Here is a 23,433-nt window from a genome sequence, read left to right as displayed (position 1 = left end):
CCCACATTACCGAGCGTCTCGACCCCCGGGCCCGGTGCCCGGGCGGACACGGCAGAATGGCGGAGTGAGCGAACCCAGCGACGAGTTCTCCTTCCTTCCCGCGCAGGCGGCCGATTGGGGCATCGACGGCCCGATCCCCCGCGGCGAGCGCGTCTCGATCACCCTGCCCGACGGCCGCACGCTCTCGGCGCTGCGATACGCCCCTTCGACAGGCTCAGGGGCCGAGGGCGGCTCGGGGAGCGCGGCGCCGGTCGTCACGTTCCTGCACGGCGCGGGCCTCAACGCCCACACGTGGGACTCCACGATCCTCGCGCTCGGCCTCCCCGCGCTCGCGATCGACCTGCCCGGCCACGGCGACTCGTCGTGGCGGGCGGATGCGGCGTACGTGGCATCCGTCCTCGCACCCGACGTCGTCGCGGGCATCGCCGCGTGGACCGACCGCCCGCAACTGCTCGTCGGCCAGTCCCTCGGCGGGCTCACCGCCGCAGCGGTCGCGGCGGCCGCGCCCGACCTCGTCCGCGAACTGGTGGTCGTCGACATCACACCGGGGATCTCCCCCCAGGGCGGGCCGGCGCAGCTGCGCGAGTTCTTCTCGGGCCCCACCGACTGGGCCTCCCGCGACGAGCTCGTCGACCGCGCGCTCGCGTTCGGCCTGGGCGGCTCGCGTGCCGCGGCCGAGCGCGGCGTGTTCCACAACTCCCGGGTGCGCAACGACGGCCGGGTCGAGTGGAAGCACCACTTCGCACGGCTCGCGAACGCGGCCGCCTCGGCACCGGAGAAGGCTCAGGCACCGGATGCCGATGCGCTCACGGCCGTGCTGTCCGACAGCGGGTGGCGCGACCTCGCGGGTGTGTCGGCGCCTCTCCTCCTCATCCGCGGTGACCACGGCTACGTCACGGACGAGGACGCCGCGACCTTCTCGGAGCGCCTGCCCGCGGCCTCCGTCGAGGTCGTGACATCCGGTCACAACGTGCAGGAGGAGGTCCCTGTCGAGCTCGGTGCGCGCCTGCGCACGCTCGCGGGAGTCGATTAACGCTTGTGTCTCGGTGACGGCCCCCGGTTCGGCGGCATCCGCGTCGTTATCTAGGCTTGTCTACCGCACCTGAGAATCAGCGTCCGCAACCCCCGAAACCGCACGCGGACGCTCCCGAAAGGAATCCCATGCTTCGTCGCACCGCCCTCGCCGCAGCGGCGTTCGCTGCCGCCGGCGCGCTCCTGCTCACCGCCTGCACCGCCGGAAGCCCGGAGCCGACCCAGACGAACACGGGCGCCCCGAACGCCGACGCGTCGGTCGCGATCCGGCTCGTGCTCGAGCCGAGCAACCTCGACATCCGCGAGACGGCGGGCGCTGCGCTCGACCAGATCCTCGTCGACAACATCTACCAGGGCCTCGTCTCGCGCACCCCCGAGCAGGAGATCGTGCCCTCGCTCGCGAGCGAGTGGACGGTGTCGTCCGACGGCCTCACCTACGACTTCACCGTGCGCGAGGGCGTGACGTTCCACGACGGCCAGCCCCTCACGCCGCAGGACGTCGTCTGGTCGCTCCAGACCCGCAAGGACACGGCGACGTGGCGCGACTCCGCCCGCCTCGCGAACGTGCAGTCGATCACGGCCGACGGCCAGACGGTGACCCTCACCCTCGCGGAGCCCGACTCGACGCTGCTGTGGAACCTCACGGGCCGTGCGGGCCTCGTCTTCAAGGAGGGCGACGCCGTCGACTACAAGACCAAGACGAACGGCACCGGCCCGTACACGCTCGACTCGTGGAAGCAGGGCGACAGCATCACGTTCCTGCGCAACGACGCGTACTGGGGCGACAAGGCCCAGGTCGCCGAGGTCGTCTTCGACTACATCCCCGACAACCAGGCGGCGCTCAACGCCGCGCTCGCGGGCGAGCTCGACGCCGTGACGGGCTTCGACGCGAACCTCACCGAGCAGGTGGAGGCCAACGGCGACTTCACCGTCGTGACCGGCGCCTCGACCGACAAGGGCACGCTGGCGTTCAACCAGAAGAGCGGTCCCCTCGCCGATCAGCGCGTGCGCCAGGCGATCCGCCAGGCGATCGATCACGACGCCATCATCGAGGCGCTCGGCGCCGGGGCGACGCAGTACGGCCCGATCCCCGAGCTCGACCCGGGCTACGAGGACCTCGCCGACGTCGCGCCCTACGACCCCGAGGCCGCCCGTGCACTGCTGGCGGAGGCCGGCGAGGAGGACCTGTCGCTGACGCTCACGATCCCTGCGTTCTACGGCACCACGATCCCGACGATCCTCGTCTCCGACCTCAACGAGATCGGTGTGACGCTGCAGGTCGAGGCCGTCGAGTTCTCGGCCTGGCTCGACAAGGTGTACAGCACCCAGGACTACGAGCTCAGCTACGTGCTGCACACCGAGGCGCGCGACTTCGAGAACTGGGCGAACCCGGAGTACTACTTCACGTACGACAACCCCGAGGTGCAGCGCCTGTACGCCGAGTCCGTCGCCGCCACCAGCGACGAGGAGGCCGCCGACCTGCTGCGCCAGGCGGCGAAGATCGTGTCCGAGGATGCCGCCGCCGACTGGCTGTTCAACGGCGCCTCCGTCGTGGCCGTCGGCAGTAACATCACGGGTGTGCCCTCCATCAACGTGAACGAGCGCCTCAACCTCAGCGAGCTCGCCAAGAGCGACGGGTGATCCGGTACGCGCTGACGAGACTGGCCCTGCTTCTGCTCGGGCTGTTCGTCGCCAGCGCGCTGATCTTCTTCACCCTCCGTGTGCTGCCGGGCGACATCGCCCAGGTCATCGGGGGGACCAACGCCACGCCCGAGCAGATCGCGGCGATCCGGGAGCGGCTCGGTCTCGACCGGCCGCTCCCGGTCCAGTACGCCGACTGGATCGGCGGGGTCCTTCGCGGCGACCTCGGCACGTCCCAGCTGACCGGCACCCCGGTGGCCACGGAGCTGGTGGAGAAGGCGCAGGTCACGGTGCCCCTCGGCATCCTGTCCCTGCTCATCGCCCTCCTGATCGCCCTCCCTTTCGGCGTGCTGTCGGCCATGAAGCGCGGACGCGCGGCGGGCACCGCGCTCAGCGTCACGTCGCAGCTCCTCGCCGCCGTCCCCGTCGTCTGGGCCGGGATGATGCTCGTGGTCGTCTTCGCCGTGTGGCTCGGATGGCTCCCGGCTCAGGGCTTCCCCCGCTCCGGGTGGGCGCAGCCGGGTCTCGCGCTGCGCTCGCTCCTGCTCCCCGCCCTCACGATCGGCATCGTGGAGGGCGCGATGCTGCTGAGATTCGTGCGCAGCGCGACGCTGCAGGCGGTCGGACAGGACTACGTGCGCACGGCCGCGGCGAAGGGCCTCACCCGCAACGCCGCACTCATCCGCCACGGCCTGCCCAACGTCGGCTTGTCGGTCATCACGGTGCTCGGGCTCCAGGTGGCGGGCATCATCGTCGGCTCGGTGGTCATCGAGCAGCTGTTCGGTCTGCCGGGCATCGGGCGCATGCTCGTGACCGACGTCGGCAACCGCGAGCTGTCGAAGGTGCAGGGCGAGCTGCTCGTGCTCACGAGCTTCGTCCTGATCATCGGATTCCTCGTCGACCTCACGCACCGTGTGCTCGACCCCCGGCAGCGGGAGGCGTCATGACGCCTTCGACGAGCTCAGGGACCGCGGGCGGGGGGCGCCGCCCGTCGCGCTGGGCGTGGCTCGGCCGCCTCTGGCGCCTCTCGACGGGCCGCTTCGGACTCCTCATCGTGGCGATCATCCTGCTGACCGCACTCGTCGCGCAGTTCTGGACGCCGTTCGATCCGCAGAAGACCGACATCTCGCAGCGCTGGCTCCCGCCGGGCTGGCCGCACGTGCTCGGCACCGACGGCACGGGCCGCGACATCCTGAGCCTGCTCATGGCGGGCGCCGGGACGGCCGTGTGGGTCGCGGTGGGCGCGGGCCTGATCGCCACGGTCATCGGCATCGCCCTCGCGGCCCTGGGCGCCCTCACCGCCCGGTGGGTGCGCGAATCGGTCGCCGTCTTCGTCGACATCCTGATCGCGTTCCCCGTGCTCCTCATCGCGATGATGATCTCGGCGATCTGGGGCGGGTCGCTCTGGGTCGTGGTGTGGTCGGTCGGCATCGGGTTCGGCGTCAACATCGCCCGCGTCACGCGGCCCGAGCTCCGCCGTGTGCTCCACAGCGACTTCGTGCTCGCGGGCCGCGCCTCAGGGCTGACGTTGTGGCAGAACCTCGTCCGGCACCTGATGCCGAACGTCGCGCCGGTGTTCATCGTGCAGCTGTCCTGGGGCATGGCTGTGGCCGTGCTGGCGGAGGCCGGCCTGTCGTACCTCGGATTCGGCGCCCCCGTGACGGAGCCCTCGTGGGGTCTCCTGCTCGCCGAGCTGCAGCAGTACATCACGGTGTATCCGCTCTCGGTGCTGTGGCCCGGTCTCGCGATCACGCTCACCGTGCTCGGCCTCAATCTGCTCGGCGACGCGCTGCGAGAGGCCACCGACCCGACGCTCTCGCGCGGACGCGACCCGCTGGCTCCTCCGCGCGCCGCGATCCGCCACGTGCCGGGGGTGGTCGGATGAGTCTCCGGGTGCAGGACCTCACGATCGACCTCGGCGGGCGGCGGGTCGTCGACGGCGTCACGTTCGACGTTCCCGACGGCGCCCGCGTGGGCCTCATCGGCGAGTCGGGGTCGGGCAAGTCGCTGACCGCCCTCGCGATCCTGGGCCTCCTCCCCGACGGCGCGTCGACGGGCGGATCGGTGCGCTGGAACGACGTCGAGCTGCTCGGGATGCCCGACCGCGAGCTCGCGGAGCTCCGGGGCGACGACATCGGCATCGTGTTCCAGGAGCCGCGCACCGCGCTCAACCCCATCCGCACCGTCGGCCGGCAGATCGCCGAGTCGGTCCGGATCCACGAGCACCTGGGCAGACGGGCCGCCCGGGAGCGAGCGGTGGCCGAGGCATCCCGCGTCGCGCTCCCCGACCCCGAGCGCATCATCGACCGCTATCCGCACCAGCTCTCCGGTGGACAGCGTCAGCGCGTGGCGATCGCGATGGCGCTCGCGTGCCGGCCTCGGCTGCTCATCGCCGACGAGCCCACGACCGCGCTCGACGTCACGATCCAGGCCGAGATCCTGGAGCTGCTGCTGTCGCTCGTGGAGGATGACGGGATGTCGCTCGTGTTCATCACCCACGACCTCGCCGTGCTCTCGCAGATCGCGACGCACGGCATCGTGCTCGAGCACGGGCAGGTCGTGGAATCGGCTCCCGTCTCCACCCTGCTGACCGCGCCCGCCTCCCCTGTGACGCAGGGGCTGCTGCGCGATGCCACCGCGACGCTCTGGCGCCCCGGCGGCGGGTCCGGGGCGGACCCCCGGAGAGAGCCGCGGGACGGGGGTGCGGGATGACGCTCCTCAGCGCACGCGGGCTCACCCGGCGGTATCCGCAGCCGAAGACGAAGCTATTCGAGCCCGCGCGCTTCACGACGGCGCTCGACGATGCCGATCTGGACGTCGACGAGGGTCAGGCCGTCGGCATCATCGGCGAGTCCGGATCGGGCAAGTCGACCCTCGTCCGCCTGCTCCTCGCCCTCGACACTCCGACCGCCGGCACCGTCGAGTTCGACGGGCGGCGGGTCGAGGCATCCGCCGCCGCCCGATCGCTGCACTGGCTGCGGCGCGAGACCGGCATCGTGTTCCAGGATCCGTACGCATCCCTCGATCCCCGCATGAGCGTCGGACGGATCGTCGCCGAGCCCCTCTGGGCTCTCGGCATCCCGGGCGATCGGCGCGCACGCGTGCACGACGTGCTCGAGGACGTGGGCCTCGAACCCGACATGGCCGACCGCTTCCCGCACGAGTTCTCCGGCGGGCAGCGGCAGCGCATCGCGATCGCGCGGGCGATCGTGCACCGGCCACGGCTGCTCGTCGGCGACGAGCCGCTCTCGGCGCTGGATGTCACCGTCCGCGCCCAGATCCTCGCCCTCCTCGCGGAGCTCCGTGCGCGCGACGGCCTCACCCTCGTGCTGGTGTCGCACGACATCGGCGTCGTGCAGAGCCTGTGCGATCAGGTCGTCGTCATGAAGGACGGACGCATCGTGGAGGAGGGTCCGACCGAAATGGTGCTGCTCCAGCCGCAGGTGGCCTACACGCGGCGCCTCCTGGCCTCGATCCCGGTGATCGACCCGCACTGAGCCGCGAACCCCGTTCCACGACGTCGGAGATCTGGGCTTCGCCGGTCCGAATCGCGGCAGCCCCTGCGCACGAGCGCGGATCTCCGGCGTTGTGAGAAGCCGGATGTCGTTCCCCGGCGGGATGTCTCCCCCCGGCGTTAGCCTCGGAGCATGACCTCGATCGTGCCGCCGTACCTCCTCGTCCGGATCGCCGCCGCCGACGCCGAGTTCCCGCAGGCGGCGAGCGCTGCCCGGGCGACTCTCGCCGCTCCGCGCGAATACCGGCCGATCCGGCAGAACCTCGTGCTGTCGATCGACGAAGGCGGAAGCCTGGTCGCCGAGACGTCTCCTGCGCCCGACCGGGTGATCTCCGACGCGAGGAACCGAGAGGTGCTGCCCGGTGTGCGCGTGCGCGGCGAAGACGATCCCGCCACGGGAGACGAATCGGTCGACGAGGCCTTCGACGGTCTGGGCGCGACGTTCGACTTCTTCGCGGATGCCTACGGCCGGGCGGGCATCGACGCGGCCAACGCTCCCCTGCTCGCGACGGTCCACTACGGCCGCGACTACGACAACGCGTTCTGGAACGGCGAGCGCATGGTGTTCGGCGACGGCGACGGCGAAGTGTTCACAGGCTTCACGAATTCGCTCACCGTCATCGCCCATGAGCTCGCGCACGGCGTGACCGAGCAGTCGGGTGGCCTCGTCTACGAGGGGCAGTCCGGAGCCCTCAACGAGTCGCTCTCCGACGTGTTCGGCGTCCTCGCCGAGCAGCACCACCTGCGGCAGACGGCAGACGAGGCCACATGGCTCGTGGGGGCCGAGATCTTCACGGATGCCGTGCAGGGCTCGGCGCTGCGCTCGCTCGCAGCCCCCGGCACGGCGTACGACGACGACGTCCTCGGCACCGACCCGCAGCCGGCGCACATGCGCGACTACGTCGAGACCGACGACGACAACGGCGGCGTGCACATCAACTCCGGCATCCCGAACCATGCGTTCTACCTCGCCGCCACCGCACTCGGCGGCCGTGCGTGGGAGCGTGCGGGGCTCATCTGGTACCGCACGCTGACGGCAGGGACCCTGTCGACCCGTGCGACGTTCGACGAGTTCGCACAGGCCACACTGGAGGCCGCCGCAGGCGAGTACGGTGAGGACTCGGAGGAATCCGCCGCCGTCCGAGCCGCCTGGGTCGGCGTCGGCGTGATCGAAGATGCGAACGAGCGAGCCTGACCCCGCCGATCGGCACGACACCGCGGGCGCCGCGCCGCCCGCCGACGTCATCATCGTCGTGCACGTCGTGCGCTCCGGCGGCATCGCCGGGCTCAAGCGCGAGTGGACCGCCGAGCCTCAGCCCACGGATGCTCCGCGGTGGATGCACCTGATCGACGAGTGCCCGTGGGAGGCATCCGACTCCGCGGGGCCACCGCGCGGAGCCGACCGGTTCCAGTGGCGGATCAGCGCCCGGTGCGCCGACGAGCCGGCGCGACAGGCGTCCCTGTCCGACGACGAGCTCGAGGGCCCGTGGCGCCAGCTGGTGGAAGAAGTGCGGTCGTTCGGGGGAACGCCGCGCGAGCGCGCCGGCCGCTAGCCGGCATCCTCACTCCGCGTTCTTGCGAGCGAACAGTCCGCGCTTCTTGACGGGCTTGAGGCTCTTCTGCAGGTAGATCGTGCCGAGCCAGCGCCCGAACTTGAAGCCGACGCGTCCCATCCGCCCGACCTCGACGAAGCCGAGCTTCTCGTGCAGGGCGACGGATGCCTCGGCGCCCTTGTCGCTGATCACGGCGACCATCTCGCGGATGCCCGCTTCTTCGCTCGCGGTGAGCAAGGCCTCCAGCAGCGCGCGTCCGAGACCCTTCCCCGCGGCCGCGTGACCCAGATAGATCGAGTTCTCCACCGAGAAGCGGTACGCGGACTTCGTCGAGAGGGGCTGCACGAGGGCGTACCCGAGGATCTGGCCCGATGGCGACTCGGCCACGAGGAACGGCATCTTCAGGCGCGCGAGGTAGTCGGCCTTCTCGCGCCACTGCGCCAGCGTCCACTTCTTCTCGTCGAACGTGACGACGGAGTTGGTGACGTAGTAGTTGTAGATCTCGCGGATGTCGGGAAGGTCGCGCGGCTGAACGGGTCGGATCTCGTACGAGAACGGGCGCTCGACCTCGGTCCGGGCGCGCAGATGCCGAGGGAGCACGCGTCTGCTCTTGTCGTATTCCTCCTCCAGCATGCCGACAGCCTACGCGGGGATGGTCCAGTCGATGCTCGTCGCTCCCTGCTGGGCCAGCAGAGCGTTCGTCTTCGAGAACGGCTTCGAGCCGAAGAAGCCGCGGTGGGCCGACAGCGGCGAGGGATGCGGCGACTCGATGATCGGCGTCGCACCCAGAAGCGGGCGGAGGTTCGCGGCATCCCGCCCCCACAGGATCGCGACGAGCGGCGCATCGCGGGCGGCGAGGGTGCGGATCGCGTGCTCGGTGACCTTCTCCCATCCCCATCCCCGGTGCGAGGCCGCGGCGCCGGGGGCGACCGTGAGCACCCGGTTGAGCAGCATGACCCCCTGATCGCTCCACGCCGAGAGATCTCCGTGCGGCGCGCGCGCGATGCCGAGGTCGTCCTCGAGCTCCTGGTAGATGTTCGCGAGGCTGCGCGGGAGCGGACGCACGTCGCGCTCGACGGCGAACGACAACCCGATCGGATGCCCCGGAGTCGGATACGGATCCTGCCCGACGATCAGCACCCGCACGTCGGCGAGGGGACGCTGGAAGGCGCGGAGCACGCGGTCACCGGCGGGGAGATAGGGCCGGCCTGCCGCGACCTCGCCGCGCAGGCGCTCGCCGATCGCGGCGATGTCGGGCGCGACGGGCGCGAGCGCGTCCGCCCAGCCGGCATCCATCAGCCCGGCGTCGGCGAGCTCCGGCAGCGTCTTGGCCATGGAATGCGGGTCCTTCCGGGATCAGGCGTCGGTCGGATGCGCCGTCGTGGTCATGACGAGTTCGATCCCGCCGTCGACCGCGGTGACGGCGAACGCGGTCGTCACGGCGCCGAGTTCGGCCAGCGACGTCGCATGCGTACCGCCGCACGGGATGCGCACCTCACCCTCCGGCAGCGTGCACACCCACGTGCGACGATCGGCCAGGGCTTCGCCGTCGCGTTCGATCCGGATGTCGGAGCCGGCCGCGATCCACGCGGCGAGACGCTCGTCGACGGCGGCCGCGAGCGCCGCGGGGTCGTCGAGCGCCGCGGGGTCGAAGCCCTTGCGGCGCAGCGACTTCCCGATGCGGTAGAGGTCGTGCGAGCCGTCGCTGAGGATCCGCGACTCCTGGATCGCCAGGGCGTCGAAGGCGGGGGCGCCGAGCGCATCCGTCGGCGCCTCCTTGCGCCACGCGGACGCGAGGGCGGCATCGAGCGCGAGCGACGCCAGATGGCACGCCGTGTGTCCGCGCGACAGCGCCGCGCGATGGTCGGCGTCCACGTCGATGTCGACCTCGTCGCCGACGGAGATCCCGTCGGCCTCGACGACGTGCGCGACGACGAAGGTCCAGCCCTCCGTTCCCGTGCGCACCGGCACCGCACGGCCGAGCAGCAGCTCTCCGCCCTGCGTCGCGCCGACGACGGCCTCGACGATCTCCGCCGGCGCGGCGTCGGCGACGCGCAGAGTGCCGCGATCGGCGGGCTGGTCGGGCCACGCGGTGTCGACCGGGTGGAAGGCCGTGCGATCGAGCACGACGGCGGAGCGACCGTCCGGCAGAGGTTCGACGTGGACGACCACCCCCGTGGACGCGGTTGCCCCGGCCGGGTAGTCGACCAGCGTCGCGGGCAGCGCCGTCACTCCGTGCCCCCGCGCGGACGCAGCGGACCGCGGGCCAGCAGGTGCTGGGCGGACTGCGCGACGGGGCGCATCGTGATGAGGTCGAGGTTCACGTGACCGGGTGCGTTGAGCGCATAGGCCACGACGTCCGCGACATCCGCTGCCGTCAGCGGATCCTGCACGCCCTCGTAGACCTTCTCGGCGCCCACGGTGTCGCCGCCGAGACGGTTGAGCGTGAACTCCTCGGTGAAGACCATGCCCGGTGCGACCTCGATGACGCGGATCGGCTCGCCGTTGAGCTCGAGGCGCAGGGCGTGGGCGATCATCGACTCCCCCGCCTTGGCGGCGTTGTACCCCGCGCCGCCGGGATATGCCGTCTGCGCCGCGGTCGAGGTCACGAACACCGTGCTCACGTAGCCGTCGTCGACGGCCGTGCGTCGAAGCAGAGGCAGCACCGCGGCGACGAGACGCTGCGTGGCGAGGACGTTCACCTCGAACATCCACTGCCAGTCCGCGGCCACGCCGTCTTCGACCCGGTCCGTGCCGCGCGCACCGCCCGCGACCTGCACGAGGGCGTGAACGGGGCCCGACTCCTCGAGCCATGCCGCGAGCGCCGACACATCGGCGGCGTCGGTCAGATCGGCCGCGTACGCGACGACCCCGACCTCGCTCTCCAGCTCTGCGAGGCGATCTGCGCGCCGCGCGACGGCGACCACATCCCACCCGCTCGCACGCAGCGCTCTGGCCACTGCTGCGCCGATCCCCGAACTCGCTCCCGTCACGACCGCACGTCTCGTCATGCGACCACGCTACCCGCAGCGGTTACGTCATATTTCCCCGGCGTTGTCGTTCCGGCGGCCGCTCCCTACTCTCGGGGGAGGCCGTAACACCCGTCGCGTGCCCGCCTCAGACCCGCAGGAGCCCATCATGTCCGCAGCCGAGAACTGGCGCTTCGAGACCAAGCAGATCCACTCGGGCGCCCAGCCCGATCCGGTCACCAAGGCCCGCGCCACCCCGATCTACCAGACGACGTCGTACGTCTTCGACAGCGCCGACCACGCGGCCAACCTCTTCGCGCTCGCGGAGTTCGGCAACATCTACACGCGCATCCAGAATCCCACGCAGGACGTCGTCGAGCAGCGCGTCGCCGCGCTCGAGGGCGGCACGGGCGCCCTCCTGGTCTCGAGCGGTCAGGCGGCCGAGACGTTCGCGGTGCTCAACATCGCCCAGGCCGGCGACCACATCGTGTCGTCGAGCTCGATCTACGGCGGTACGTACAATCTCTTCAAGTACACGCTCGCCAAGCTCGGCATCGAGACCACGTTCGTCGAGAACCAGGACGACCCCGAGGAGTGGCGTCGCGCCGTCCGTCCGAACACGAAGCTGTTCTTCGCCGAGACGATCGGAAACCCGAAGATCAACGTGCTCGACATCCGCACGGTCGCCGATGTCGCCCACGAGTCCGGCGTGCCGCTCATCGTCGACAACACGATCGCGACGCCCTACCTCATCCGGCCGTTCGAGTTCGGCGCCGACATCGTCATCCACTCGGCGACGAAGTTCCTCGGCGGTCACGGCACGACCATCGGCGGGATCATCGTCGACGGCGGCTCGTTCGAGTGGTCCAAGAACGTCGAGAAGTTCCCCGGTCTGACCGAGCCCGACCCGTCGTACCACGGCGCGTCGTACACGACGGCGGTCGGCGATGGCCTCGCGTACATCATCAAGGCGCGCGTGCAGCTGCTGCGCGACCTCGGCTCGGCGATCGCGCCCATCAGCGCGTGGCTCCTGCTGCAGGGCATCGAGACGCTCTCGCTGCGCATCGAGCGCCACGTGCAGAACGCCCAGGAGATCGCGGAGTGGCTCGAGAACCACCCCGACGTCGCCACGGTCAACTACTCTGGCCTCCCCACCTCGCCCTGGTACGCCGCGGCGAACAACTATGCGCCCAAGGGCGTCGGCGCCGTGCTGTCGTTCGAGCTCAAGGGCGGCGTGGAGGCGGGCCGCGAGTTCGTCAACTCGCTGTCGCTGTTCAGCCACCTGGCCAACATCGGCGACGTGCGCTCGCTCGTCATCCACCCCGCCTCGACGACGCACTCGCAGCTCACGCCCGAGCAGCAGCTCACGAGCGGTGTGACGCCGGGTCTGGTGCGCCTGTCGCTCGGTCTCGAGAACATCGACGACCTGAAGGCCGACCTCGACCAGGCTCTCGCCGCGGCTCGCCGCGTGTCGGAGGCTGCTCGCGCCTGAGCCGACTCCACCGGCACTCGAGCTGGTCGACGGCTCTTGAGCCTGTCGACGGCCCCTGAGCTTGTCGACGGCGCCTGAGCTTGTCGACGGGCGGATGCCCCGGACCGTACGGTCCGGGGCATCCGCCGTGTCACACCTGCGTCGCCGGCGCTTCTCCGCGGACCCCGGTCTTCTCCGTGACGCGGAACGCCGTGGCGGCGAGCACGTAGAACACGACGTCGGCCGCGAGCTTGCCCACGATCAGCCCGAGCGCGATGTCGGGCAGAAGGTGCACGGCCAGCGTCAGGGCGACCGGGCGCACGAGGAACGTATCGAGAAGCTCGGCAGGACCGAACTCGAGCACGAGGAGGACCGCCACACGCCGGGCGCGACGGAGCATCCCGTCGTCCGGGAAGTTGACACGCTGCTCGCGCCACACGGTGATCGCCGCGACGCTGTAGAAGCCGATATTCTCGGCCGCCGTCCCGACGAGTCCGATCACGATGGCGGGCGCTGCAGCTGCCGCGACCGCGACGCCGGCGACGAGCATCGTGGCGGTGCCCGCGAGCTCGGGCGGCAGGTAGCGCTTGATCCAGAACCAGAGCGCGCGCAGCGCGCGGTGGGCGGGCCGACGGGCCGCGTGGGCGGCGGCGGGCACACGCTCGGCGACGAGGGACATGCCGGCAAGAGGACGGATGCCGCGTCGCTGATACCTCGGTGCGCCGACCCGCGGGTCGAGGGGCGAGCGGGACGATCCTCAGGCCGCGGCCTCCCACCACCTCAGGACGCGGAGCGCGCGCAGAGTGACCCACCGGCTCGGGAAACCCTCGCCCTCCTGCTCGTGGGCGAAGAGGCGCGGACCCTCGTGACAGTTCTCGTAGGGGAACATGCCGTTCGCGTCGGCCTTGCCCCGCAGCAGCGCGATCGCATCGGAGAGACGCGGGTCGCGCCGGTCGGCCGCGCGGAAGTAGTCCAGCCCGCGCAGGACGTCGTGGAACCACCGGACGGGGAACGACAGCATCGTCATGCGGGGGTCGGCGACCTCCCCGGTCGAGGCGCGGCGGTAGAGCCCTCGGGCGAGGAGATAGTCCTCCCCGGCGATCCGCGCAGCCCTCGACGCCTCCGTGCCGCCGGTCGCCGCCTCCCACTCACGGAGGCCCTCGATGACGCAGATCGTGGAGTGGAAGGATCCCCGCGTCGACCCTTCCTCGGCCCAGCAGTTCCAGCCGCCGTCGGCCATCGGCTGGCCCACGATCGTCTCGGCGATGCCGGCGACGTCCTGACCGAAGTAGGCCCCGATCCCGAGCGCGATCCCGTTGATGCAGGGCTCGACCTCGCCGTCGAAGTAGGGGGCGCCGTTGTAGTCCCAGCGCACGTTGTCGCGCACGAGCGCCACGGCCCGCCGGGCCTCCGGCGATGCGGGATCGAGGCCGTACTCCCACAGCGCCTGCAGCGAGAAGTGCGTCGCGGTCCAGGCGTCGAAGAACGGCCGCCCCTCGTCCGCCCATCCGGGCCGGTAGGTGCCGCCGTCCCAGCGGCCGTCGTCGGCCTGGAGCGACAGCATCCGCGCGCCCCAGCCCTCCGTCGCGACGCGCGCGCGCTCGGCGGCGATCTCGGACGGCGACGCATCCGTCAGGTCGCGCAGCACCTGCCAGCGGATCGCGGGATCGCCCTGCAGCAGGTAGTCGATGACGGCGCTCATGCGCCGAGGATACGACCGGACACCGACATCCGTCCCGAGCCGTAACAGTCCGAGGAGGCGGGGCACCGAGCGCATAGCCTGGAACTCCGCCGCGAAAGGGACCCGGCATGGACTGGCAGACCTCCGAAGACACCGTGCCCTCGGCACCGGTGACGGAGGCCGACGCGCGCCTGCTCCTCGGTCGCCCGCCCGCGACCGGCGCCTGGCGCGACGGCGATCCCGTCGGAGAGCGCCGGTTCGCGAGCTTCGGCTCGTTCCGCACCGAGGGCGGGCGCGACCTTCCCGCGTACCGCATCGGCTACGAGACGTGGGGCGAGCTCAACGAGGCGCGCGACAACGCCGTGCTGGTGCTGCACGCCCTCACCGGTGACAGCCATGTGCGCGGCGCGGCCGGCCCGGGGCATCCGACCGCCGGCTGGTGGGACGACATCGTCGGCCCGGGCGCCCCGATCGACACCGATCGCTGGTTCGTCGTCGCCCCGAACATGCTGGGCGGATGCCAGGGCTCGACGGGCCCTGCGAGCATCGCCCCCGACGGCTACGAATGGGCCGCGCGGTTCCCCTACCTCACCATCCGCGACCAGGTCGCCGCCCAGGTGCGCCTCGCCGACGCGCTCGGCATCGACGTATGGGCCGGCGTGATCGGCGGCTCGATGGGCGGCATGCACGCGCTGGAGTGGGCGATCGGGATGCCGGAGCGCGTCGCGCGCGTCGGCATCCTGTCGGCTCCCCCGGCCAACACCGCGGACCAGATCGCGCTCAACTCGGTGCAGCTCGAGGCCATCGAGATCGACCCGCGGTTCCAGGGCGGGGAGTACTACGACGCCGGCCACGGCGACGGTCCGCACCGGGGGCTCGCCCTGGCGCGGCGCATGGCGCTGCTCAACTACCGCTCCCCCACCGAGCTCAACCAGCGCTTCCAGCGGTCATGGCAGTCCGGGGTCAGCCCGCTCGGGCACGGCGGCCGGTTCGCCGTGGAGTCCTACCTCGACTTCCACGGCAACCGCTTCACACGGCGGTTCGATGCCAACAGCTACATCGTGCTCGTCCATGCGATGAACTCGCACGACGTCGGGCGCGACCGCGGCGGCATCGAAGACGCCCTCGCGCGGGTCACCGCGACGGCCCTCGTGCTCGGCATCGACAGCGACCGCCTGTTCCCCATCGACGGACAGCACCGCATCGCCCGGAGCATCCCGAACACCCTCGACGGCGACGCGGCGGTCGTGCTGACCAGCGACTACGGGCACGACGGATTCCTCATCGAGACGCACGCCGTCGGCGCGCATCTGCGGCGGCTGCTCGAGGCCTGACCCCCGCCCCGCGGGGCCTGCGACCGGTCCCCCACCCGGACGGGTCTGCGCGGACGCACGTCGAAGACCGGAGGAGTTCTCGGCCGACACGCCGTCGCTCCGAACCCGCACCGGCGTGTCCTCCTCCATCCTCGACCGCTCAGCCACGCAGGTTCCCACCCGGTCCGTCTCCGCCGGGCTCCGGCCCCGCCCCGGTCAGGTCCGCCGCCTCCGCAGGACGAGGGCGCTGCCCGCCGCGGTGAGGGCGAGGGCGAGGAGCAGGGCGACGCCGGGCAGCGACCCTCCGGTCGGCGGCAGCACAGAACCGCCGCCCCCGCCCGAGACCGGCGGCTCGGTCGGCGGATCCACGGGCGGATCGAGCGGCGGTGCGAGCGCGAACGCGATCTCGTCGTAGTTGTCGGCGCTGAGCTCGTCCAGCGCTGCGGAGCCCACGAGCGCCCCGTTCACGACCGTGCGCAGAGCGGGGTCGGTGTCGACGGTGATGAGCGTCCGCACGGAGGCGCCGACGTCGAGGGCCCCGATCTCGCAGGTCACCACATCGATCCCCTCGGGCGCCGTCACCTCGCACGACCCGCCCGCGGGCACGACGGCCGAGACGTAGGTCATGCCGGCGGGCAGCGCGTCGCTCACGACGATCCGCGGCGCGGACTGCGGTCCGCGGTTGACGACGTCGAACGCGAACACGAGAGGCTCTCCGGCGACCGGGGCGGAGGTCACGAGCGACTTCGTGATGGCGGCGTCCGCGATGATGAAGGCGTCGACGACGGCCGTCGCGGAGTCGTTGCCGGCGACGGCATCCGGCGTGGCGGACGATGCGGACGCGGTGTTGGCGATCGGACCGGGCTCGATCCCGACGGGGAGCCGGGCGACGATCGTCGCGGTGACGGCCGCCCCCGCCGCGAGCGCGGGCGTCGTGCAGGTCACCGTCCCCGCCGCGAACGCGCACGCGAAGCCGTCGGATCCGACGACCGACACGAACTCGAGGCCGGCGGGGAGGGGATCGCTCAGTACGACGTCGACGGCGTCCGACGGCCCCGCATTGGTGACCGCTGCCGTGAACGTCACGAGTTCGCCGACGGCCTGGCTCGCGGTGTCGGCGATCTTGGTGACGACGAGGTCGGCGGACTGCACGATCCGCACGGGCACTTCGCTCTGATTGTCGGCGAATGTCGGCTCGGCGGTCACCGGCGATGCCACGGCGGCGAAGTTGACGACCTCCGCCGGCGCCTGACCGGCGGGCACCCGGCCCGACACGCGCACGATGCGCGTCTCACCCGCCGCGAGGGTGCCGATCTGGCACGACACGTACGTGACTCCCTGATCGTCGATCGGCGTGCACGAGGGATCGGATGCCGCGGCATCGAACACGATCTCGGCGGGGAGGAGATCGCCGACCTCGGTCTGCACCGCATCGGAGGGACCGGCGTTCGTGACGACGAGGCTGAAGCCCGCGAGTCCTCCCGCGGCGACCTCGGGGCTGTCGGCGATCTTGGTGATCGACAGGTCCGCGGAGCCGACGACGTCCTGCGTCACCGCGTCGGAGACGGTCTGGGAGACCGGCGAGGAGACCGTCGCGGTGTTGGTCACGGTCGGCGTCCCCGCCAGCGTCGGCGACACCGTTCCCGACACCGTGATCAGCACGTCGGGGGGCGCGGGGATCCGCCCAGGTCCCCTCACCGTGCCGAGCTCGCACGTGACCGTGCTCGGAAGGGTGATCGTGCAGGCGCCCTGGGTTGTCGAGGCGGATGTCGGGGTGAGACCGGCCGGGAGGGTGTCGGTGACGACGACATCCGGCGCATCCGCGGCCCCCTCGCGAGTGAGGTCCACGACGTTCGCGACGCGGATGTCGTAGCCGAACGTCGTGCCGGGGACGATGTCGGCGGCACCGTCGCCGGTGAGGTCGTCGCCGGCCAGCACCGACTTGTCGATCGTCAGGGTGGCGACCGGATCGGTCACGGTGATGGGGGCCTGCGATGTGTTGTCGGAAAGGTCGGCATCGGGCGTCGGCGAGGTCAGCGTGGCGGTGTTGACGTACTCCCCCGGCGCCGCATCGGACAGGGTCACTCCGTCGACCTGCACACGCCAGCTCGCATCGCCGGCCGCGAAGACCGGCACGTCGCCGATCCGGCATTGCAGATCGCCGCCGCTCCACGAGCAGCTCGCGGTGATGTCCTGCGGGTCGAGACCGGGCCTGAGGAGCACGATCCGGTTGACGTAGAAGTCGGTCATCGTCGACGAGTCGACCAGGACGGCGTCGCGGGCCACCGAGGGCCCGGTGTTGCGGATGTCGATGCCGTATCCCGTGTTCGTCCCGGCCGGCGCCGACGAGGGCACGGTGAAGCCGAAGCTCGGCAGGTCGAGGGAGTACGTCTGCTTGACGACGTTGAGATTCGCGGTGGTGGTCACCGCGTTGGTGACCGACGCGAGATTGTTGGACGACACGGGATCGACCCGGTCGGGGTCGGTCAGGGTGATCTCGACGGTGTTCGTGAGCAGCACGCCTTCCGCCAGCCCCGGATCGATGCGCACCCGGACGGGGAAGATCGCCGCGAACTGGTTCGGGACGGTCGGCAGATCGCAGATCACCTGGTTGGGCGGCGAGAACCCGCACTCCGGCACCGACGACACGAACGTCACACCGGGCGGAAGCGTGTCGACCACCCGGGCCGACGAGGCATCCGACGGTCCGAAGTTCAGGGCGGCGATGCGGTAGTCCACGGTCTCTCCCGCCGTGAAGACCCGTGGCGGCGTGCCCGGAGGCGACGGGAGATCGGTCGTGTCCCACTTCAGCACCGCGACGTCGGAGATCGCGCGGGCCGTCACAGTGGCGGTGGCCGTGTCATTGCCCGGCGCGGGGTCGGGCGTGCTGCTGGAGACGACCGCCGTGTTGACCGCGCCCGCCTGGAGGTCGAAGTCGGCCGGCACGTTCATCCGCACGGCGAACGTGGCCGTCTCCTGCGGGTCGAGGTCGTCGACCGCGCAGGTCAGCGCGCCCGTGCACGTCACCCCCGGACCGGGGTCGACCCCCAGCAGCGTCAGCCCGGACGGGAGCGCATCCGCCACGACCACGTCGCGCGCCGTCGAGGGTCCGGCGTTGGCGACGGTCACGGTGAACGTGACGTCCTCGCCGGCCGCCGGCTGCACCGGGCTCGCGGTCTTCGTGATGGACACGTCGGCGACGGCGGTCACACTCGTGGTCGCAGTCGCGGCGTTGTCGGCGGGGTCGGGATCGGATGTCGCGGAAGCCGCGGTTGCGGTGTTCACGAGCTCGCCGGGCGGAACCGACGGGTCGATGTCGGCGACGACGGTGATCGTGGCGCTCGTCGTGTTGCCCGTGGCGTCCGGTCCGGGCAGATCGCCGAGCGCGCACGTGATGGTGGGCCCTGCCGTGCACTCGCCGCGGCTCGACACGAGTCCCGAGATCGACAGTCCGGCCGGCAGCGCGTCGTCGAGGGTCACGGCGGTCGCGAGGGAGGGGCCTCGGTTGGTCACCACGATCGAGTACGTCACCTGGCCGCCGGCCCGGGCGTCGCTGCTCGTCTTCGTCGTCTCGAGGTCGGCCTGCGGCGCCGTCGTCGTGATGGTCGCGGTGGCGGCGTTGTCGGAGGCATCCGCGTCCGGGGTGCTCGAGGCGACGGTGGCGGTGTTCGCGAGCGTCCTCCCCTCAGCCGCCTCGGGAGAGACGCGCGCGGCGACGGTCATGACGAGCGACGCGCCGGCGGCCAGGCGCGGGATCGAGCAGCGGGATGCCGCGCCGCCGACCGTGCAGGTCGCACCGGGCGCCGTCGCGCCGGTGAGCACGAGCGCAGGGTCGGCCACCGAGTCGGTGAGGACGACGTCGACCGCGTCGGAGGGTCCGTCGTTGGTCGCGGTGACGGTGAACGTCGTCGCCGCCCCCGGAGCGACCGCCGTCGGCGAAGCCGTCTTCGTCACGCGGAGCGACGCCTCGCGCGTGAGGACGACCGATCCGCCGGCCGCGTCGTTTCCGGGGTCGAGATCGGCCGTGGTCGACGACACCGACGCGACGTTCACGACCGACGTCGCGGTGGAGTCCGCGGGAACGGCCACCACGACCTCGACATCCACCGTCGACCCGTTCGGTACGGAGCCGAGCCGGCACGTCACGACGGATCCGGCCGCTGCGCACGAGCCTTGCGGCGTGGTCGCCGACACGAAGGCGACGCCGGGCGGCAGCTGATCGGTCACGACGACGTCGGTGGCGGTGTTGGGACCGGCGTTCGCGATCGACAGCACCGAGGTCACCTGTCCGCCGGCCACCCCGGGGTCGGGCGACAGGGTCTTGCCGATCGAGAGGTCGGCCACCGCGTCGACGGGCATCAGAGCGGGCGCGACGACGTAGGTGAGATCGCGGCCGAGGGTCGCGGCGCGGTAGTCCAGCACCGCGGCGTTCCGCAGCGTCGTGCCGCCGGCATCCGGACCGACGTCCGCGCGCACGCGCGCCTGCCAGGTCTCGCCCACCCCGATGGTGCCGATCGCGCACGTCACGACCTCCCCGGCGGCCGTGCACGTGCCCGCGGAGGACTCCGCCGAGACGAACGTCGTACCGGCCGGAAGGACATCGGTCAGCACGGCATCCGTCGCGGGATCCTGTCCGGTGTTCGGGTAGGTGAGCGTGTACTCGAGCTGATCCCCCGGGAGCGCCGGCGTGCGGCCGGCGAGATTCGCGACCGTCTTGGCACTGGTGGTGAAATCGGGCGCGAAGAGGCGGATCGCGGTCGTCACGACGCCGGGGAAGTATCGGTCGCCCGTGCTCTCCAGCGAGATCGTGGCGGAGGTCGCGCCGTTCGGGATGCCGGTGGCGGCGAGGTTCTTGACGTCGTAGCCGAGCATGTTCAGGTGCGCCGGCGTGCGACCGGAGACGCTGACGCCGTTGTCGTCGTTCGTGCCGTTGAAGAAGTTGCTGCCCCGCGACAGAGGTGTGGTCGACAGGAGCGTGCCGTTGAGTCGGGCGTTGTCGCCGGATGTCGAGAAGTCCCCCTCGTACGCGACGATGCCCAGCTGCGTCTCGACCGGTCCGGTCACGGGCGTGCGGAAACCGGAGAGCGAGACGACCTGCGGCTCGTCGCGCCCGACATCGGCGAAGCCGTCGAACACCGTGAGGCTGCGCAGCGGGAGCCCCGGGGCGCGGTAGACGACCACCAGCGACCAGCCGGCGTAGCGGTCCTCCCCCGTGCCCGCGACGACGTTCGCGCCCCAGTAGGCGCCGGGTCCCGCCGCGCGCACGAGCGCGGTGACGTCGGCGAACTCCTGGTACGCCTGATCGCCCGCCGTCGGACCGAAGCTCGCCTGCGATGCGATCGGCGTGTACGTCGGCGACCCCGGGGTGCGCAGCGACATCTCGCGCCGATCGCCGACGCCCGCCACGCCTCCCGGTGCTCGGCTGAGGCGCGCACCCCAGTACAGACCGGCCCACAGGACCTCGCCGTCGGGCGGAGCCGCCACTGTCGAGCTCGACGAGTTGAACGTCGACGGATCGGCGTCGGCGTCGAGGTTCTGCATCGCGAACGCGTTGTTGTTGAGGGCCGTCGTGCCCGTCCTCGCCGCCGCGCAGCGCGGCTCGGAGTCCGGGCACGACAGCAGGTTGTTGCCGAAGACGAGCACCGTCCCGTTGTCGTCCGCCGAGAAGCGCGGCGCGAACGGAACGATGGGCACGGCGGTCGATATCGACGGCATCATGGCCACCAAGAGCACCGCGAGGAGTGTTCCGACGATTCCCGTCCGCCACCACCCGCGCGTCGTCCCTGCGGATCCCGCCACGGGGTCACAGTATCGACGGCATTTCCGATGCGTCTACATCTTGCGCGTATACCGCCAGGGCAGTATGCCCAGCTCGAGACGGTGTCGGGCAGACGGCGAGGTGCCAGCATCCGGATCGTACTCCGCGTCGCCCGACCACAGCATGATCGGCCCCTCGCTCCCCCGTCGCGCCGCCGTCCCGAAGTGCCGCATGCCCTCCCGTCGGTGCCGCTCGAGGATCGTCTCGACGTCGCGCCCCTCGGCGAGGTCGTGGAGCGTCACCCACGTCGGCGGATACAGCGTGATCTGCCCCCGGCCGTGACGCTCGAGCACGTCGCCCGGGCGCACCCACGCCGCCGCGACGACCTCGTCGACCGAGAGGACGAGCTCGGCATCCGTCGCCCGCGCCGCGAAGAACCACGTGCGGATGCGCAGCGGGAGCCCGGGCGGCGGGTCCCAGCGCGACACCGTGACGAGCTCGTCGGGCTCGAACTCGAGCCCGGCCTCTTCGCGGGTCTCGCGGACGGCTGCCCACCGCGCGGTGTCCTCCTCGGCGGCGTCGTCCGACTCCGCATCGCCCGGATCGACTTTGCCGCCGGGGAACACCCACGCTCCGGCGAACGATCCACGGTCGGGTCGCTCGATCATGAGCACTTCGGGACCACCGTCGCCGTCGCGCAGGATCAGCACGGTCGCGGCGACCGGGACGTCGGGATCGTGATCGTCCTCCGGCCGCCGGGGGCGTGTCTGGTCGAACGCGGCCGCAAGGGCCTGCAGCGTTCGATCGGCGGAGGAGGGCGCGTCTTCGGGCACCGACTCAGCCTACGACGCGGCATCGCCGCCGCCGCGACGCGCACGCTCAGACCGCGACGGGCTCCCGTCGCCGCTCGAGTGCGAGGCTCACCAGGGCCAGGGCGAGTCCGCTGAGCGACAGCCCGACGCCCACCCACGCCGGGGCGACGAATCCGAGGCCCAGGGCGATGACGAGGCCGCCGAGGAGCGCGCCGAGGCTGTTGCCGATGTTGAGCGCCGAGTGGTTCAGGGCGGCCGCGATCGACTGGTTGTCCTGCGCGACGTCCATCAGTCGGGTCTGGATCGTGGGGCTGAGCGCCGCCGCGACGAAGCCGGTGAGGAAGACGAAGCCGCCGAGGGTCCAGATCCACTGCGACGTCAGCGCGAGGAGGGAGAGGACGACGGCGAGGGCCACGAGCCCGCCCACCAGCGTGCGCTTCAGATCCCGGTCGGCCAGGTGGCCCCCGACGAGGTTGCCGATTGTCATGCCGAGCCCCATCACCACGAGCACGATCGGCACGGCCCACTCGGGGGAACCGGCGACCTCCGTCACCACGGGGGCGACGTAGCTGTACACCGCGAAGAATCCGCCGAAGCCGATCGCTCCCACGCCGAGCGCCAGCCAGACCTGCCCGATGCGGAACACCCTGAGCTCTGCCCGCATCGTGCGATCGGGGCTTCCCGGATGCTCCGGGACGAAGAAGCCGATGCAGATCGTCGCGAGCGCGAAGATCGCCGCGACGACGATGAACGCCGCCCGCCAGCCGACCTGCTGGCCGAGGAACGTCCCCAGCGGAACGCCGACGACGTTCGCGACCGTCAGGCCCGTCAGCACGAAGGCGACGCCCTGGGCGCGCTTGCCCGGTCCGAGCACGTCGGCCGCGACCAGGGCGCCGATGCCGAAGTACGCCCCGTGCGGCAGGCCAGACAGGAACCGCGACACCGCGACGAGCTCGAACGTCGGCGCGAGGAAGGTCAGGGCGTTGAACACCGTCAGGGCGAGGGCCAGCGCGATCATGACCCGGTGACGCGGATACTTGGCCACCGCGCCCGCGATGGTCGGGGCGCCGATCACGACGCCGAGGGCGTAGAGCGAGATGAGCCAGCCGGTCTGGGCGATCGCGTCGTCGGAGTTCGCGGCCCACTGCGACGGCAGGAGGTCCTGCGCGATGTTCGGCAGCAGGCCCATCACGACGAACTCGGTCATGCCGATGCCGAAGCTGCCGATGGCGAGGGAGAGGAGCGCCCACTTCGCCGCACCCCTCGCAAGAGTCGAGGAGGTCACGCGGTCATGCTAGCCGCGGATGCGGCACCCTGTCGAATCGATTCGAACCCGCCGGATCACGACTCGACGGTGTCGTGGGCGGACGCGTCGATCGCCCGCTCGAGGCGCTCGAGCTTGCCGTCGAGCTCACCGCCGTACCCGGGACGGATGTCGGCCTTCAGGACGAGCGAGACCCGCGATCCGAACGGAAGCACCGCGTCGGTCGCCCGGCGCACGACGTCGAACACCTCGTCCCACTCCCCCTCGATCTCGGTGAACATCGACGACGTGCGGTGGGGCAGTCCGCTCTCCCGCACGACCCGGACGGCGGCCGCGACGGCATCGTGCACCGACGCGTCCGCGCGCACGGCACCGCCCTCGGGCGTTCCGGACGGGGCGACGGAGAAGGCGACGAGCATGGGAGA

Annotated in this window: 20 protein-coding genes; 10 read left to right on the top strand and 10 right to left on the bottom strand. The window is 71.4% G+C overall.

Translation table 11 applies throughout. The annotated features are described in order from the left end of the window. Positions 1-64 precede the first annotated feature (64 nt). From B0B14_RS15705 to B0B14_RS15670, 8 genes are all read left to right on the top strand, one after another. Positions 65-1,033: an alpha/beta fold hydrolase gene (locus B0B14_RS15705; protein ID WP_076683530.1), complete on the top strand. Its 969-nt coding sequence runs from the start codon at positions 65-67 to the stop codon at positions 1,031-1,033. 128 nt (positions 1,034-1,161) lie between these two features. After that, the gene (locus B0B14_RS15700; RefSeq protein ID WP_076683528.1) at positions 1,162-2,673 is read left to right on the top strand and encodes an ABC transporter substrate-binding protein; all 1,512 of its coding nucleotides are present in this window, start codon (positions 1,162-1,164) and stop codon (positions 2,671-2,673) included. After that, positions 2,670-3,620 carry an ABC transporter permease gene (locus B0B14_RS15695; protein ID WP_076683526.1) on the top strand — a complete coding sequence of 317 codons (951 nt, stop codon included), beginning with the start codon at positions 2,670-2,672 and terminating at the stop codon, positions 3,618-3,620. The genes B0B14_RS15700 and B0B14_RS15695 overlap by 4 nt, the downstream gene beginning before the upstream one ends. Then, positions 3,617-4,558: an ABC transporter permease gene (locus B0B14_RS15690; RefSeq protein WP_076683525.1), complete on the top strand. Its 942-nt coding sequence runs from the start codon at positions 3,617-3,619 to the stop codon at positions 4,556-4,558. The genes B0B14_RS15695 and B0B14_RS15690 overlap by 4 nt, the downstream gene beginning before the upstream one ends. Beyond that, the gene (locus B0B14_RS15685) at positions 4,555-5,385 is read left to right on the top strand and encodes an ATP-binding cassette domain-containing protein (RefSeq protein WP_076683524.1); all 831 of its coding nucleotides are present in this window, start codon (positions 4,555-4,557) and stop codon (positions 5,383-5,385) included. The genes B0B14_RS15690 and B0B14_RS15685 overlap by 4 nt, the downstream gene beginning before the upstream one ends. After that, a complete protein-coding gene (locus B0B14_RS15680; RefSeq protein ID WP_076683522.1) occupies positions 5,382-6,170 on the top strand; it encodes an ABC transporter ATP-binding protein in 789 nt (262 codons plus the stop codon). The genes B0B14_RS15685 and B0B14_RS15680 overlap by 4 nt, the downstream gene beginning before the upstream one ends. A 150-nt stretch (positions 6,171-6,320) precedes the next feature. Beyond that, positions 6,321-7,382 (top strand): M4 family metallopeptidase, encoded by a 1,062-nt coding sequence (locus tag B0B14_RS15675; protein ID WP_076683520.1) that lies wholly within the window; start codon positions 6,321-6,323, stop codon positions 7,380-7,382. After that, positions 7,363-7,740, top strand: coding sequence for a protealysin inhibitor emfourin (locus B0B14_RS15670; RefSeq protein WP_083710655.1), 378 nt, complete (start codon positions 7,363-7,365; stop codon positions 7,738-7,740). Before B0B14_RS15675 ends, B0B14_RS15670 begins: the two co-directional genes overlap by 20 nt. Before the next feature lie 9 nt (positions 7,741-7,749). Here B0B14_RS15670 and B0B14_RS15665 read toward each other — a convergent pair whose 3' ends face one another. The 4 genes from B0B14_RS15665 to B0B14_RS15650 are packed head-to-tail and all read right to left on the bottom strand — an operon-like array spanning position 7,750 to position 10,751. After that, on the bottom strand, positions 7,750-8,373 hold the full coding sequence (locus B0B14_RS15665; protein ID WP_076683519.1) for a GNAT family N-acetyltransferase: 624 nt from the start codon (positions 8,371-8,373) through the stop codon (positions 7,750-7,752). Between the two features lie 9 nt (positions 8,374-8,382). Next, entirely contained in the window at positions 8,383-9,075 is a 693-nt protein-coding gene (locus B0B14_RS15660; RefSeq protein ID WP_076683518.1) for a uracil-DNA glycosylase, read from the bottom strand. Positions 9,076-9,096: 21 nt separating this feature from the next. Beyond that, on the bottom strand, positions 9,097-9,972 hold the full coding sequence (locus tag B0B14_RS15655) for an alanyl-tRNA editing protein (RefSeq protein ID WP_076683517.1): 876 nt from the start codon (positions 9,970-9,972) through the stop codon (positions 9,097-9,099). Further along, complete coding sequence (locus B0B14_RS15650) at positions 9,969-10,751, bottom strand: SDR family oxidoreductase (protein ID WP_076683511.1); 783 nt, start codon at positions 10,749-10,751, stop codon at positions 9,969-9,971. Before B0B14_RS15650 ends, B0B14_RS15655 begins: the two co-directional genes overlap by 4 nt. A 127-nt stretch (positions 10,752-10,878) precedes the next feature. Between B0B14_RS15650 and B0B14_RS15645 the strand changes: the two genes are divergently transcribed. After that, positions 10,879-12,201 carry a bifunctional o-acetylhomoserine/o-acetylserine sulfhydrylase gene (locus B0B14_RS15645; RefSeq protein WP_076683510.1) on the top strand — a complete coding sequence of 441 codons (1,323 nt, stop codon included), beginning with the start codon at positions 10,879-10,881 and terminating at the stop codon, positions 12,199-12,201. 130 nt (positions 12,202-12,331) lie between these two features. Here B0B14_RS15645 and B0B14_RS15640 read toward each other — a convergent pair whose 3' ends face one another. Both B0B14_RS15640 and B0B14_RS15635 read right to left on the bottom strand, forming a co-directional pair. Further along, the gene (locus B0B14_RS15640; protein ID WP_076683509.1) at positions 12,332-12,859 is read right to left on the bottom strand and encodes a hypothetical protein; all 528 of its coding nucleotides are present in this window, start codon (positions 12,857-12,859) and stop codon (positions 12,332-12,334) included. A 78-nt stretch (positions 12,860-12,937) separates the two neighbouring features. Continuing rightward, entirely contained in the window at positions 12,938-13,882 is a 945-nt protein-coding gene (locus B0B14_RS15635) for a hypothetical protein (RefSeq protein WP_076683508.1), read from the bottom strand. 107 nt (positions 13,883-13,989) lie between these two features. On the opposite strand from B0B14_RS15635, the gene B0B14_RS15630 reads away from it, so the two are divergent. After that, positions 13,990-15,195 carry a homoserine O-acetyltransferase MetX gene (locus B0B14_RS15630; protein WP_076683507.1) on the top strand — a complete coding sequence of 402 codons (1,206 nt, stop codon included), beginning with the start codon at positions 13,990-13,992 and terminating at the stop codon, positions 15,193-15,195. 195 nt (positions 15,196-15,390) lie between these two features. Here the strand turns inward: B0B14_RS15630 and B0B14_RS15625 are convergent, their stop codons facing one another. Genes B0B14_RS15625 through B0B14_RS15610 form a run of 4 tightly spaced genes read right to left on the bottom strand, consistent with a single transcriptional unit; the run spans position 15,391 to position 23,427 of the window. Further along, positions 15,391-20,973, bottom strand: coding sequence for a DUF11 domain-containing protein (locus tag B0B14_RS15625; protein WP_076683506.1), 5,583 nt, complete (start codon positions 20,971-20,973; stop codon positions 15,391-15,393). A 33-nt stretch (positions 20,974-21,006) separates the two neighbouring features. Continuing rightward, positions 21,007-21,765, bottom strand: coding sequence for an NUDIX hydrolase (locus tag B0B14_RS15620; RefSeq protein WP_076683504.1), 759 nt, complete (start codon positions 21,763-21,765; stop codon positions 21,007-21,009). A 46-nt stretch (positions 21,766-21,811) separates the two neighbouring features. Continuing rightward, a complete protein-coding gene (locus tag B0B14_RS15615; RefSeq protein WP_076683502.1) occupies positions 21,812-23,029 on the bottom strand; it encodes an MFS transporter in 1,218 nt (405 codons plus the stop codon). A gap of 56 nt (positions 23,030-23,085) precedes the next feature. After that, complete coding sequence (locus tag B0B14_RS15610) at positions 23,086-23,427, bottom strand: thiamine-binding protein (protein WP_076683501.1); 342 nt, start codon at positions 23,425-23,427, stop codon at positions 23,086-23,088. Positions 23,428-23,433: the final 6 nt, after the last annotated feature.

Source organism: Microbacterium sp. RU33B, from assembly GCF_900155915.1.
In the GTDB taxonomy this organism is placed as follows: Bacteria; Actinomycetota; Actinomycetes; order Actinomycetales; family Microbacteriaceae; genus Microbacterium.
This window is presented reverse-complemented; position numbering and strand designations above follow the sequence as displayed.